The organism is Noviherbaspirillum cavernae, from assembly GCF_003590875.1.
GTDB lineage: Bacteria > Pseudomonadota > Gammaproteobacteria > Burkholderiales > Burkholderiaceae_D > Noviherbaspirillum > Noviherbaspirillum cavernae.
In genome coordinates, this window is the sequence record NZ_QYUN01000002.1 from 1258898 (window position 1) to 1273046 (window position 14149).

Consider the following 14149-nt stretch of genomic DNA (forward strand, 5'->3'; position numbering starts at 1 on the left):
GCAATCCGCGCCTCTTTTCACAATGTCACGCAGCCAGTCGAGTGGCGTTGACCTGGCAGCCGTCGAGCAGGAAGGCGAGGCTGATCACCAGCACCAGTTCGCCTTCGGCCGAACGTCCGGTGCCGTTGATGCCCGGCACAGCCAGTGCGGTCAGCGGCTTGATCACGAGGTCGGCTGTGCCATCGACGCCATCCACGGCGAGGATGTAGGGTTGCGGCGCGGCGATGACGACGCCGACCTTCTCTCTGCCCGGCTCGTAACCGAGAATGCTTGCCAGCGATCGCACCGCCAGCGGACGGCCCTGATCGCGCAATACCGGCGCGCCGCCGACACCGTCGAACGTGTCCGGCAATTCCACCACGCGCTCCACCACGGCCATCGGCATGGCCAGCGCAGCGCCTGCGGTACGGACCAGCATGGTCGGCACGATCGACAGTTCGATCGGCAGGCGGATCGTGAAGCGGGTGCCTTCCCCGAGTTTTGAGTCGATGCGGATCGCGCCGCGATGCTTTTCGACGGCGGTCTTGACGACGTCCATGCCGACGCCGCGGCCCGATACGCTGGACGCGACTTCCTTGGTGGAGAAGCCCGGCAGGAAAACGAGTTGATAGGCTTCTTCCGCCGTCTGCGCGGCATGTTCGCTGATCAATCCCTTGGAGATCGCTTTGGCGCGCAGCTTGTCCGGGTCCATGCCCTTGCCGTCGTCGGCCAGCTCGATCATCACGCTGCTGCCTTCCTGCCATGCCTTGAGCAGGATGGTGGACTTGGGTGGCTTGCCTGTGCCGAGGCGATCGTATGCTTCCTCGATGCCATGGTCGAGCGCATTGCGCAGCATGTGCACGAGAGGATCGTACAGGCTGTCGACCACTACGCGGTCCACTTCGGTTTCCGCACCCTCGATCACCAGCTCCACTTCCTTGCCGAGATCCTTGGCAAGTTCGCGCACCAGTCGCGGGAATTTCTGGAACAGCCGGCCCACGGGCTGCATGCGCGTGGACAGCGTTGCGCGCTGCAGTTCGGTCGAATAGCGCGAGGCTCGGCCTAGCGTTTCGGCCAGCGCCGACATCAGTGCGGCAGCCTGGCCATCGAACTTGAATTGCGCGAGTTTTTCCAGCAACACGCTGGCCTGGTTGGCGGCCTGGACGGATTCGCCAGCCACTTCGAGCAGAGCGTCCAGCTTGACCGCATCGATGCGGATGCTGTCTTCCTTGACCGCAGCAGTAATCGGTCGGGCGCCGTCTTCCACCGAAGTCCTGGCGGGTGACGCGGCGGCTGGTTTCGCATTGCTGGAAACGAGCTGGACGCCCGCCGGCACGACGGCACGGTACAACGCTTCCCAATCGAGACCGTCGTCCGAGTCGGCGATAGTGGCGATGGCAGCGTTGCCGGTGTTGTCAGTATTGATGGCGGGTTCGGCTGCGGCTGCAACAGCGGGCTGCGCTTCGCGGCCTTCGATCGCCTGCGTCAGAATGTCTTCCAGTTCGCCCGGCATCGCCGGCAGGCTTTCAGGCGCGTCGCCGTGCGCGAGCTTGGTCAACTGATCCGCGACGAAACCGCTGGCCTGCAAGCCGGCTTCGATAGCGGTCGGCGTCACCGGCACCTGGCCGGTGCGCAGTGCATCGAACAGGTTTTCCGTCAGATGGCAGGCGGACACGATGGCCGGCAGATTCATGAAACCCGCACCGCCCTTGATGGTGTGGAAGGAGCGGAACAAGGCATTGAGCGCATCCGTGTCATCGGGGCGTCGCTCCAGCGAGAGCAGGTGCTCCTCTACGTTCGTCGCGAGATCGAGCGCTTCGACGACGAATTCTTTGAGCATGTCATCCATCAGAACCCCAGATCGGCAAGCAGACTGTCCACGTCATCCTGCGCCATCGCCTTGCCGTCGGTCGCCGGACCCTGCATCAGCTCCACAGGCTTCTGCTGTTCGGCGGCCATGGCGGCCTTGACTTCGGGAGGCGCGTTGTCGCGCAGCAGCTGCGCCAGCTCGCGCTCGGCGGCGCTGGTGATGGCGACGATTTTCTTGATCAGCTGGCCGGTGATGTCCTGGAAGTCCTGCGCCATCATGATGTCCAGCAGACGCGCCTTCTCGGCATCGGTCGCCGCCGTGACGGTTGCCGCGAACTGCTTCGAATCGCCGGCCAGTCGCTTGAATTCCTCGATGCTGAGCTTGCCCTCGAACAGCTGCGTCCAGCGCACATCCATGTCCTTGGCGGTTTTCGCCAGTTCATCCTGTTCCGGCATGCCGCTATCGACAGCATTCAATACCTTGTCGGCGGCCTGCTCGGTGAGTGTGGCGATGTATTCGAGTCTGCCCTGTGCATCCGTGATCTGGCTGGCAACATCCGACAGCGAGCGGTCGTAGCCCAGCTCGCGCAGCGAATCGTGCAGCAGGCGGACGATGTTCCCCAGGCGCTCGTACATCGGTCTGCCGGATTGCTCCTCGAGCGGGGCGTCGCCGGTCTGCTGTTCCGATTGCGCCTGTTCCGGTTCTGCGACGGCGGCTGCCTGCGGCGCAGGTTCCGATATTGCGGCTGGCTCGGGGCGCTGTGCCGCTATTTCGTCAAACAAGGCTTCCAAATCGTCTGCTGCGTCGGTCATGTCAATACTTCCCCATATCTTTTAGTGAGCCTTGAACTATCTCAACGGCGGCAGCTCACTGATTCTTTAGTGTTTTTGCGCCCTGAGCGCAGAAATATTCCCGCTTATTTCCGCAAGGCAACATTCGCATGATAATACCGGCGATGGAAATGAGCCAAGCTGAAAGAAACGCAAGTGTTGCGTCCGAAGCGCATCAATCCCTGCGCTTTACCGCAGACTTTTCCACATCGGCAAGCAAGGCAAGCGTCGCTTCGAACAGCGGATTGCCGGGCGTGGCAAAGGCATCGCATATCGTCATGTGATTGATGCCTGGCAGCGCGATATCGGCGCGATGGTTGGCACTCCAGTTGTCGGACAACAGCTTCGATTGACGGCGGAACTCATCCGACTCCAGACCGCCGACGGCGGTGATGAAGGGCGCATTGTGCGCCTGCGGCATCCATGCCGGTGACAGCGGCGCGACATCCTGTTCGGTCAGTTTCAGGTCGGCTTTCACGAAATCGACATGCCGCACCGATTCCAGCTCGAACAGGCCGGACATCGTGACACCGCCTTTCACCAAGTCCGATGGCAAATCCTTTTCCCACGCCGGCCACACGGCTGCCAGCATCATTGCCGTCAGATGACCTCCGGCGGAATGTCCGGCGACCACGATCCGTTCCGGATCGAAGTCGTACTGCTCCGCGTGGCGATACAGCCAGGCCAGCGCACGCAATTGCTGGCGCACGATCTCGTCCAGCGATGCCGCCGGCGCCAGCGTGTAATTCGTCAGTGCGACGTTGTATCCGGCGTTGACATAACCCGGCGCGACGAAGGAAAAATCGGATTTGTCCAGCGAGCGCCACCAGCCGCCGTGGATGAAGACGAGCAGCGGCGCGCCGCTGCGATTGGTCGGGAAGAAGTCAAGTCGTTCGCCGCTCGATTCGCCATAGGCGAGATCGAACAGGGCGGCGGTCGTGCGGCGCACATGCGCGGAGTCTTTCGCCCAGCGCGTGAAGATGTAGGGATGATCTGGAATGGCGGCACGTGCGTTGTATTGCTGGCTGTAGTATTCGCTGGGATTTTTCATTGATCGGGAATGCATTGGTTGGTCGGTAATGTGGCGCACAGTGTAATGCCTTGCGTCTGAATCGGGCACGCAGAGATGGACGGGATTGACCGCTCAATTTGACGCAATGCGATGCTGCGAATACACTGCCTGCGTTTTGGTGCCCGCGCGCATGTTCATGCGCGCAGTTAAACGGGAAACACGGAGCCGGAGCTTGTCCTGATGATTCAGGTCAAGCTCTTGTTGTTTGGTTAACGTGTGCTGCCCCCGCAACGGTAAAACAAGCGTCGCTGAATTTGTTCAGCGACAAGATGTTTCGATCAGCCACTGTGCACTATGCATGGGAAGGCGAAATATGACTTGTTAGCCCGGATACCGGCCAAGACAGGGGGAAGTGAGCGAACGGGGTGAGTCGCAAGCACGAGATACGGCATGAACGCATGAATGAACGAACCATGCGAACGTCGCTGCATCTTTCGTCTTGCGATCTGATCCGGGCCAGCTTCCATTGAATTCGGCTTGCGGGGAGGCAAGCCGAGGTTTCATTCGAAAATCATCATCATGCAACGCCAGACACACTGGATGCCGACTGTGATCGCATCCGCACTTTCCTTTGCCTTTTCCTTTCCCATTTCGGGCGCTGCGCAGGCGGCGGAACCCATGTTGTCGCCGGTGGTGGTGACAGCCACCCGCCAGGAGACGCGCGCTTCCGATCTGCTATCCGATGTGACGGTCATCGACCGCGAAGAGATCGAACGCAACAGCGGCGACACCATCGTCGAACTGCTGACGCGCCAGGCGGGCATCCAATCCTATCGCTCGGGCGGTCAAGGGGCGCAGACGGGGTTCTTCGTCCGTGGTGCCAATACGAATCAGGTCAAGGTTTTGGTCGATGGTCTGCCGCTGAACGGCGCCGCCGACCAATCCGGCAGCTCGGCGCTGTACAACCTGCCGCTGGCCAATGTCGAGCGCATCGAGATCCTGCGCGGCCCGGCATCGACGTTGTATGGCGCCGATGCGATCGGCGGCGTGATCCAGATTTTCACGCGCAAGGGCGAGCCAGGAGTGAAGGCGGACGGCTTCATCGGCTACGGCACGCACAACACTTATCAGGCGAATGCCGGCATTTCCGCGGGCGGCGAACAGTGGCGTTTGCGGGTGGACGGCAGCCGCGATTCGACGCAGGGTATTTCCGCGCAGACTAACGCGACCCGTCAGGATGCCGACAAGGAGGGCTACTACAACAACGCCGGTTCGGTGGCATTTTCCTTCCTCCCTGCGCAGGGGCAGGAGCTGGGCGCGAGCGTGCGCCACAACGAAGGCCGCAGCCATTTCGACAGTGGTAATGTGCCGGCAAACAGCAATTACGATTTCTACAACGACTTCCGCTCCTCGCAATGGCAGGTGTTTTCCAAGAACCGGATTACCTCGTCCTGGCGCAGCAACCTGCTGTATGGGCAGACGACCGAGTGGACATCGATACATTCGCTCGACTTCATGGGCAGTCCAGAAGTCTCGACGTTCGAAACGCAAAACCGCCAGTTGAGCTGGCAGAACGATATCGATCTGTCGCTGGGAAAATTGCTGCTGGCGGCGGAGCATCTGGAGCAGCAAGGTTCGCCGAGCCAGAACTTCGACGGACGCGACAGCATGAGGAACAACTCCCTGTTGGCCGGCTGGACGGGTAATTGGAACCGCCATCGTTGGCAGCTCAATGCGCGTCACGACGAGCATTCTGCTTTCGGCAGCAAGGACACTTATGGACTGGCCTATGGTTATCAGTTGACGCCGCAATGGCGTGCGCAGGCCAGCTACGGCACGGCCTTCAAGGCGCCGAGCCTGTCGCAGCTCTACATGCCGATCTATGGCAATCCCGCCTTGCAGCCGGAAGAGGCGAAGAACCGCGAAATCGGTCTCGTGTGGGAGCAGGGCAAACACAGTGCGTCCGCGACCTACTATCGCAACAACGTCACCAACCTGATCGGCTATGACCCGTTCACCTTCCAGAGCATCAATATCGGACGTGCTTCGCTGGAAGGCGTCACGCTGGCGTATTCCGGTAAATTCGGTGACTGGAACCTGCGTGCGTCCTACGATTGGCTCGATGCCGTCAACGAAGAAAGCCGCAAGCAATTGCCGCTGCGCGCGCGCAACAAGGCGCAGGTCGCAGTGTTGCGCAGGTTGGGCTTGCTGGAAACTGGGGTGGAACTGAACAGCGTGGGAAGCCGGTATGCTTCGACGAGGGAGACCGGACGGATGGGCGGCTATACCTTGGTCAACCTGACGGCACGTTACGCGCTCAGCAAGAACTGGTCGCTGGAAGGCAGGATCGACAACCTGTTCGACAAGCAGTATGAGACGAGTCGTGCCGATTATTTCAACTACACCAACCTCAACACCTATGGCACGCTGGGTACCACGGCTTTCGTCGGGATTCGCTACACGCCGAACTAAGAGACCGTTTCAAAAAGATTCTGGCGTCGTTGCTGTGTCCTCAGCGTACTTCTTGTACTTTTCGTACTGTCTGCGGACACAGCGTCTAGCCAGAACCGCTTCGCTTCATTTTGAAACAGTCTCCAAGCGAACTAAAGCCGCCCTGCTGTTGGCGATGGCAATGCTTGCCGGCCCGGTGGCCGGCGAGCCGCCACGCCGGGTGGTGTCGCTCGACCTTTGTACTGACTGGTTGCTGGCGCGCTATGCACCGCACGACCGGGCGGTCGCGTTATCGCCGCTCAGTCAGCGGTGGCGGCTGGATGGAATGGCGATGCCGTGGCCGGCGCATGACGGCACGCTGGAGCAAGTCCTCCAGTTCCAGCCCGATTTCGTCATCACCGGCCAGTACAACGCCTTGCTGTTGCGCGGGCGGCTGCAGGCGCTCGGCAAGCAGGTCGAGGTGTTGCCGTTGCCGACGCAGTTGTCGGACGTCGCGCCTTATGAAAAGCGCGTGCTGTCCCTGCTCGGATTGCCCGAGGCGCTGGCGAGCGAGCCCGTCGCGCCTGCAGCGCGAACAGGCAGTAAGCGGCTGCTATTGTTGGGTGCCAATGGCATCGGCACCGGACGCGGCACGCTGGAAGATGAAATCCTGCAGCGTGCCGGCTGGACCAACTATTTGCAGGACAGCGGCTATGTGCGGCTGGACCTCGAACGCATCGCCGTCGATCCGCCGGATGCCGTACTCTGGGCGGCACCGGCCAGTCCGGCGTTGGCAAACCGCTTTGCCGAGCATCCGGTGCTGAAGCGGTCGGTGCCTGCCTCGCGCTGGCTGACGAGCGATCCCTGGCGCTGGCAATGTCCCGGCCCGTGGACATGGGAGCTGGTGCGGGAATTGCGCCATGCCCTGAGCGAGAATGAGTAAATGGATGAATGCGTGAATGAGGCGATGACACGACCGACCGCTGACGGATTGACCGCTTCCGCATTGGCCGTTCCCGCGCTGGGCGCGGTGCTGCTGATGGTCGCCGTCCTGTCGCTGGCGGTCGGCTCGGTGCCGGTGCCGGTGTTCGACGGCTTGTGCGACTGGCTGGCCGGACGCCCGAGTGTCGCCGCGATGATCGTGGGCGAGATCCGGCTGCCGCGCACCTTGTTATCCCTACTGGTAGGCGCCTGTCTCGGCTTGAGCGGTGCGGCCTTGCAGGGCCTGCTGCGCAACCCGCTGGCCGATCCGGGACTCACCGGGGCGAGTCAGGGCGCAGCGCTCGGCGCGGCGGCGGTGTTCTATTTCGGCCTGTTCCCCGGTCTCGGCGAGATGGCTCCCGCCATGGCGGGCCTGATCGGCGCCGGACTGGCGCTCTTGCTGATGCTGGCGCTGGCGGGTGCTGCGCGGCCTTCCCAAGTGATCCTCGCCGGGCTGGCGATTTCGACCCTGACTGGCGCGGCGCTGGCGGCGGTACTGAACTTCGCGCCCAATCCCTACGCCATGCAGGAACTGGTGTTTTGGTTGCTGGGCTCGGTTTCCGAACGCGGCCTGGGGCAGTTGCGGATATTGCTACCTGCATTGCTCGTCGGTGGCGTGCTGATCTGGGGGCAGCGCCGCTTGCTGGCGGCCTTGAGCCTGGGGGAGCAGGCGGCGCAAAGCATGGGCCTGTCGTTTGCGCGGGGCGGGCGGATGCTGGTGCTGGGAGTGGCTTTGTTGGTTGGCGCGTCGGTATCGATTGCTGGCAGCATCGGTTTCGTCGGGCTGATCGTGCCGCATCTGATGCGCCCGCTGGTGCGGCATCGCCCTGAGCGCCTGCTGCTGCCATCGGCGTTGGCCGGCGCGATCCTGGTCGGTCTGGCGGACATGGTGGTGCGCCTGTTGCCGCCCGGACGGGAAATCAAGCTCGGCGTGCTGACTTCGCTGATCGGCGCGCCGCTGTTCATCTGGCTGGTCTGGAGGGAGCGCAGGCAATGGCTCTGATCGACGTGCGTCATCTGCATTGCGCCCGTCGATTAGCCGACGTGTCCTTCGCGCTGGCGCCGGGGGAAATCCTCGGCGTCATCGGTCCCAACGGCGCAGGCAAATCGAGCTTGCTGCAATGTCTTGCGGGCATCCTCGACTACCAGGGCGAGGTCGATTTCGAAGGGCATGCCTTGGCCGGGCTGGCGATGCGCCAACGGGCACAACGCATCGGCTTCCTGCCGCAATCCTCCGGCAGCGCGTGGGCGCTGCAGGTGGAAGACGTGGTCGCGCTGGGCCGCTTGCCTTGGGGCGATAACAATCCTCAAGCCCTGCGGGACGCCGCCCGGCAAGCCGGTATCGAAACTTTGTTGGGACGGCGGGTCGATCGCTTGTCCGGCGGCGAGCAAGCCAGGGTGTGGCTGGCGCGCGTGCTGGCGGGGCAACCCCGGCTGCTGCTGGCCGACGAGCCCATTGCCAGCCTCGATTTGCTGCACCAGCGCAGCGTGATGGAAGCGTTGCGAACTTATGCCGATGGCGAACGCGGCGTGATCCTGTCGATCCACGATTTCGGCCTGGCAGCGCGCTACTGCGACCGGCTTTGCCTGCTGCGCGAGGGCGCTATCCATGCGCTCGGCCGGCCCGCCGAAGTGCTGACCGAGCACCATCTTTCCGAGGTTTTCCAGGTGCCCGTCCATGTGGACCTGGTGGCCAATCCACCTGTTGTTGCGCTGAAGTAGATATCCATGAGTAGATGCCCATGAAACCAGGCAAGAATCGGGACGAGCTCTGCTATCCCTTCATCTACGAAGTGTCCAGCCTGTGCGATTTCGAAGTCGTGACCGACGAGCTATGCGGTCACATCGGCGCAGCCTTGTCGCTGCTGCCAGAAGCGGAGTCGTCGATGCGCGACATCGCCGCCGACCTGGATCGCGTGCAGCCCTTGGCGTTCCATGTCAACGGCTCGATACGTGGGCGTATGGCGATCGGGGAGGAGGATATTCAATGGTTGCAGGGACGGCTGGCGCACTATCGCGATGAACTCGCGGACCGCGTGCAAGGCTTCGTGCTGCCGCGCGGACAGATGCCGGTGCCGCAGTTGCACATGGCGCGTTCGGCTGCCAAGAAGGCGATCCGCTGCATGGTGCGGGTGGAGCAGGAGGGGTGGGCGGTACCGATGGAATTGCCCAGAATGTGCAACCTGATGTGCAACTTCTTTTTCACCCTGACGCTGGTCATCAACCAGCGCCGGGGATTGATGGAAACGCCCTTCGTGAGCAAAAGCTACGGCTGAAGCCATCTCACGGTTGCGCTGAGTTGCCGCAACCGTGAGGAGTCCTAAATTTCCAGATTGTCGATCAGGCGCGTATTGCCCAGCTTGGCCGCTGCGACCACAACCAGCGGCTCGCCCTTTGCCAAGTCGCCGGCCGCCGGCGGCTGCAGGTCCGAACGCTTGCGAATCGAGATGTAATCCGGTTTCCATCCGCGTCCGGCCAGTCTGGACATCGCGTCCTTTTCCAGCGAAAAGATATCGAGATGGCCGGAGCGGACTTCATCCGCGACCTCGTTCAGCAATTTGTACAGGGCCGGCGCTTCGGTCCGTTCCTCTGCCGACAGGTAGCCGTTGCGCGATGACAGCGCGAGTCCGTCGTCGGCACGCCAGGTTTCCGCCCCGATGATTTCGGTCGGCAGGGCAAACTGCCTTGCCATGTTCCGCACGATCATCAGCTGCTGATAATCCTTCTTGCCGAACACCGCCACGCGCGGCTGCACGCAAGAGAAGAGCTTCAGCACCACGGTCGTCACGCCGGTAAAGAAACCGGGGCGGAATTCGCCTTCCAGAATGTTGCCGAGATCGTCAGGCGGGCGCACACGGTATTCCTGCGGCTCTGGGTACAAGTCCTTTTCGGTCGGCGCGAACAGCACATACACGCCTTCCTTTTCCAGCTTCTCGACGTCGGCCTGAAAAGTGCGCGGATACTTGTCGAAATCCTCGTTCGGCCCGAACTGCAGCCGGTTGACGAAGATCGACGCCACTACCGGGTCGCCATGCTTGCGGGCAAGCCGCATCAGCGACAAATGGCCCTCGTGCAGGTTGCCCATGGTGGCCACAAATGCGGTGCGCAGTTGGCCGCGCAGCTGATCGCGCAGTTCGTCGATGGAGGAAATGATTTTCATGAGACTGACTTGGAAAGTTGCGGCGTGGATTGGCCGGGATCAGGCAGGCGAGTATGCCAGGCGGACGTAGATCGGCGCAAACGCTTCGGCCTGCGTGATCTCGATCAGGGTTTCCTTCGCAAGCTCAAGCAGCGCGATGAAATTGACGACCAGCACCGGCACGCCGCGCGAGGGGTCGAACAGATCGGCAAACTCGACAAAGCGGGATGATTGCAGCCGCCGCAAAATGCCCGTCATGTGCTCGCGTACGGACAGCTCTTCACGGCTGATGGTGTGATGCGCAGTCAGCTTGGCGCGCTTGAGCACGTCTGCCCAGGCGGATTGCAGATCGACGACGTTGACATCGGGCCAGCGCGTGACCATGTTTTGCTCGATGAAAATCTGCGCACGGAGATAATCGCGGCCGAGCTGCGGCAGCGTGTCGATCTGCTGTGCCGCCAGTTTCATCTGTTCGTATTCCAGCAGGCGCCGCACCAGTTCGGCGCGCGGATCTTCGGCTTCTTCACCGGTGTCCACCTTTTTCACCGGCAGCAGCATGCGCGACTTGATCTCGATCAGCATCGCCGCCATCAGCAGATATTCGGCGGCAAGCTCGAGATTGCGCACGCGGATCTGATCGACATATTCCAGATACTGACGCGTGACCTGCGCCATCGGGATATCGAGGATATTGAAGTTCTGCTTGCGGATGAGATACAACAGCAAGTCCAGCGGACCCTGGAATGCTTCCAGGAATATTTCGAGTGCGTCCGGCGGGATGTACAGGTCCGTAGGCAGCTTGAACAGAGGTTCGCCGTACAGCTTGGCAAATGCCATTCCATCGACCACATCCGGCGTCGAATCAGGCTGCGCCGCCAGCGCAAGCTCGGGCGCATCGGGTGGCAAATGCGCTAGCAGCGCGTCCTGCTGAGTGCTCACTTTATTTGCTTTGATAGACGTAGGCTTGCTGCTGTACGCGGGATTCCGTCGAGCGCCGTTGCGTGTCGAGATCGATCGGTTCCTTGTCCCACAGGAGGGCGCGGCCGACACGCTGTTTCTGTTCCAGGTTCGGGTCTTTTTGCTTCAGTTCCTTGATGAATCTGGTGATGTCCGATTCGTAGGCGTGATTGTGCTTGCTGAGTATCATGGTCTATTTGCCAACAGTGGGAGGTCGCTCGATATTCTACCTTGTCTTCGAGGGAATTCCGCCAAAGACACGGCCGGCCAGGTGGTCGAATTCCCTGCGTCACCCGGCTCAAAATCGTTTCATTTCATCTTGCCGGATGTTCCTTAATAGCCGAGCATCCTGCGCATGACCATGGGGGCCGGTTCCGCCGGATTGGCGTGGGTGTACTCCAGTTCCGGTGCAAGTTCGAAACCGTACGCCGCGTACAGGTCAAGCAATCGCGTCTGATCCGCACGCACGCCCAGGCGAAGTTCGTTGATGTCGGCAGCCTGTGCGCGATGGATGACCGCCTCCAGCAAATGCTGCGACAGGCGTTCGCCGCGATAGGCAGGCAGCACGCCCATGCGCATGATTTCCCAGACATGCGGTGCGGTTTCGACGGGAATCCAGCGCACCGAGCCGATCGGCTTGTCATTCAGCATCAGTACGAATCCGCCGCCGTGTTGCAAGTCATGGAGAGTGCGCTCCGCCGACTCGTGATGTCCGCTCGAGGTCGGTGCAACCTTTTCCGCCCACGCCGCACGGGTCAGGTCCGCGATCAATTGCGCATCGTCGGTGACGGCTTCTCTGATGACAATGTCCATGTGACGATGCGGTTAACGAACCCGCATGCCGGGTTCGGCACCGGGCCACGGATTGAGCACGTAAATTCCGGGATTGTTGTTCTCGTCGGCGGCAGAGGCAGCCAGCACCATGCCTTCCGACACGCCGAACTTCATCTTGCGCGGCGCGAGGTTGGCGACCATCACGGTCAGCTTGCCGATAAGGTCTTCCGGCTTGTATGCCGATTTGATGCCCGAAAAGACATTGCGCATGCGTCCTTCACCAGCATCCAGTGTCAGACGCAGCAGTTTGTCGGAACCTTCGACGTGTTCGCAATTGACGATCTTTGCAATGCGCAGATCAATCTTGGCGAAATCATCGATCTTGATTTCCGGTGCGAGTGGTTCGATGGTGTCATCTGTTGCAGACGCTGGCGCAGGCGCAGACGTAGCGGCCGCAGGAGCAGGCGCCTCGAACAACGCATCCAGCATTTTCGGATCGACACGTGTCATCAGATGCTCAAAATTCCGGATTGACGAAGGTGTCGATTGCAGGTCTGCCCAGTTGAGATCGCGTTCGACATGGAACAGCGTCGCGACCTTTCTTGCGAGCGAGGGAAGAATTGGCGCGAGATAAATCGTCAGACGGTAGAACGACAGCAGCAAGTCACTGCAGACATCTTGCAGCGCTTCATTGTTCTCCGAATCCTTTGCCAGTTCCCAGGGTTTTTTCGTGTCGACGAATTGATTGACCTCGTCGGCCAGTGCCATGATCTGACGGATTGCCTTGCCGTATTCTCTCGCTTCGAATGCGTCGCGGATGGCCGTTTCTTCGCCGGCGGCAATCAACTGCCAGAATTTGTTGGTCGACTTGCCCGATGCAACCGGGTCGCTCAACTTGCCGTCGAAGCGCTTGGTGATGAAGCCCGCAGCGCGGCTCGCGATGTTCACGTACTTGCCGATCAGATCCGCATTCACGCGGGCAACGAAGTCGTCCGGATTGAAATCCACATCCTCAACCTTGGCATTGAGCTTTGCCGCAATGTAATAGCGCAGCCATTCCGGGTTCATGCCGACGTCGAGATAGCGTAGCGGTGAAATGCCCGTGCCGCGCGATTTCGACATCTTCTCGCCGCTGAGGGTGATGAAGCCATGGACGAACACATTGTTCGGCACCTTGCGTCCGGCGAAGTGCAGCATGGCCGGCCAGAACAGTGTGTGGAAATACATGATGTCCTTGCCGATGAAGTGATACTGCTCGGTATCTGGCGAAGCCATGAAGGCGTCAAAATCAACCCTGGTCTTGCCGAAATAATTCTTCAGCGATGCGAGGTAGCCGATCGGCGCGTCCAGCCAGACGTAGAAATACTTGCCCGGTGCATCCGGGATCTCGATGCCGAAATAGGGAGCATCGCGGCTGATGTCCCAGTCGCCCAAACCATCGCCACCTTCCAGCCATTCGCGCGCCTTGTTGGCGACTTCGGGCTGAAGGCGGTTCGAGTCGAGTGCCCACTCGCGCAGGAATTCAATACATTTCGGATCGGACAGCTTGAAGAAAAAGTGTTCGGACGACTTCATCACCGGTGTCGCGCCGGACAGCGTCGAGTATGGATTCTTCAAGTCGGTTGGCGCATAGACGGCGCTGCAGTTCTCGCAGGAATCGCCGTACTGATCCTTGGTGCCGCATTTCGGACATTCGCCCTTGATGTAGCGATCCGGCAGGAACATGTTCTTGACCGGATCGAAAAATTGCTCGATGGTCTTTGTCGTGATCAGTTTCGCCTCGTCGCGCAAGTGGCGATAGATCTCCTGTGACAGCTCGGAGTTTTCAGGGCTGTCGGTGGAGTGCCAGTTGTCGAATTCGATGTGAAAGCCATCGAGGTATTGCTTGCGGCCGGCGGCGATATTCGCCACGAACTCCTGCGGTGTGATGCCCGCCTTTTCCGCCGCGATCATGATCGGCGCGCCATGCGCATCGTCCGCACCGACGAAATGCACCTCATTGCCTTGCATGCGCTGAAACCGTACCCAGATATCGGCCTGGATGTATTCCATGATGTGGCCGATGTGGAACGCGCCGTTGGCGTAGGGAAGGGCGGTGGTGACGAACAGCTTGCGATGCGATGTGGTGCTCATGTGGCAATCGTTGTGAGGTAAAACCGTCATTTTAGCAGTGTGGCTCATCATCGATTGCTGTGGCGGAAAAGACATTATTTCCTGCCAATTTCCTGTGTCCTGCC

The 14149-nt window shown here is 60.7% G+C and carries 13 protein-coding genes and 1 riboswitch; of the genes, 5 read left to right on the plus strand and 8 right to left on the minus strand.

The window, feature by feature from the left end:
* Window positions 1-25: 25 nt before the first annotated feature.
* The 3 genes from D3870_RS05920 to D3870_RS05930 all read right to left on the minus strand — a co-directional run bounded on the left by D3870_RS05920 (window position 26) and on the right by D3870_RS05930 (window position 3670).
* The gene (locus D3870_RS05920; RefSeq protein WP_199710534.1) at window positions 26-1828 is read right to left on the minus strand and encodes a chemotaxis protein CheA; all 1803 of its coding nucleotides are present in this window, start codon (window positions 1826-1828) and stop codon (window positions 26-28) included.
* Window positions 1828-2601 (minus strand): protein phosphatase CheZ, encoded by a 774-nt coding sequence (locus tag D3870_RS05925; protein ID WP_119737473.1) that lies wholly within the window; start codon window positions 2599-2601, stop codon window positions 1828-1830. The genes D3870_RS05920 and D3870_RS05925 overlap by 1 nt, the downstream gene beginning before the upstream one ends.
* Before the next feature lie 193 nt (window positions 2602-2794).
* On the minus strand, window positions 2795-3670 hold the full coding sequence (locus tag D3870_RS05930) for an alpha/beta hydrolase (RefSeq protein WP_242489877.1): 876 nt from the start codon (window positions 3668-3670) through the stop codon (window positions 2795-2797).
* Window positions 3671-3790: 120 nt separating this feature from the next.
* Window positions 3791-4047, plus strand: a riboswitch (cobalamin riboswitch).
* A gap of 163 nt (window positions 4048-4210) precedes the next feature.
* On the opposite strand from D3870_RS05930, the gene D3870_RS05935 reads away from it, so the two are divergent.
* The 5 genes from D3870_RS05935 to D3870_RS05955 all read left to right on the plus strand — a co-directional run bounded on the left by D3870_RS05935 (window position 4211) and on the right by D3870_RS05955 (window position 9318).
* The gene (locus D3870_RS05935) at window positions 4211-6103 is read left to right on the plus strand and encodes a TonB-dependent receptor domain-containing protein (RefSeq protein WP_119737475.1); all 1893 of its coding nucleotides are present in this window, start codon (window positions 4211-4213) and stop codon (window positions 6101-6103) included.
* Window positions 6104-6257: 154 nt separating this feature from the next.
* Window positions 6258-7004, plus strand: coding sequence for a substrate-binding domain-containing protein (locus D3870_RS05940; protein ID WP_119737476.1), 747 nt, complete (start codon window positions 6258-6260; stop codon window positions 7002-7004).
* Between the two features lie 24 nt (window positions 7005-7028).
* The gene (locus D3870_RS05945; protein ID WP_119741743.1) at window positions 7029-8045 is read left to right on the plus strand and encodes a FecCD family ABC transporter permease; all 1017 of its coding nucleotides are present in this window, start codon (window positions 7029-7031) and stop codon (window positions 8043-8045) included.
* The gene (locus D3870_RS05950) at window positions 8036-8764 is read left to right on the plus strand and encodes an ABC transporter ATP-binding protein (protein WP_119737477.1); all 729 of its coding nucleotides are present in this window, start codon (window positions 8036-8038) and stop codon (window positions 8762-8764) included. Before D3870_RS05945 ends, D3870_RS05950 begins: the two co-directional genes overlap by 10 nt.
* Before the next feature lie 20 nt (window positions 8765-8784).
* Entirely contained in the window at window positions 8785-9318 is a 534-nt protein-coding gene (locus D3870_RS05955) for a hypothetical protein (protein WP_199710536.1), read from the plus strand.
* Between the two features lie 44 nt (window positions 9319-9362).
* Here the strand turns inward: D3870_RS05955 and panC are convergent, their stop codons facing one another.
* From panC to metG, 5 genes are all read right to left on the minus strand, one after another.
* The gene (panC, locus tag D3870_RS05960) at window positions 9363-10202 is read right to left on the minus strand and encodes a pantoate--beta-alanine ligase (RefSeq protein WP_119737479.1); all 840 of its coding nucleotides are present in this window, start codon (window positions 10200-10202) and stop codon (window positions 9363-9365) included.
* 39 nt (window positions 10203-10241) lie between these two features.
* Window positions 10242-11087 (minus strand): segregation and condensation protein A, encoded by an 846-nt coding sequence (locus D3870_RS05965; protein ID WP_242490044.1) that lies wholly within the window; start codon window positions 11085-11087, stop codon window positions 10242-10244.
* Between the two features lie 34 nt (window positions 11088-11121).
* Window positions 11122-11328 (minus strand): DUF3460 family protein, encoded by a 207-nt coding sequence (locus tag D3870_RS05970; protein ID WP_119737480.1) that lies wholly within the window; start codon window positions 11326-11328, stop codon window positions 11122-11124.
* Window positions 11329-11471: 143 nt separating this feature from the next.
* Entirely contained in the window at window positions 11472-11951 is a 480-nt protein-coding gene (locus D3870_RS05975) for a GNAT family N-acetyltransferase (RefSeq protein WP_119737482.1), read from the minus strand.
* 12 nt (window positions 11952-11963) lie between these two features.
* On the minus strand, window positions 11964-14045 hold the full coding sequence (metG, locus tag D3870_RS05980; RefSeq protein WP_119737484.1) for a methionine--tRNA ligase: 2082 nt from the start codon (window positions 14043-14045) through the stop codon (window positions 11964-11966).
* Window positions 14046-14149 lie beyond the last annotated feature (104 nt).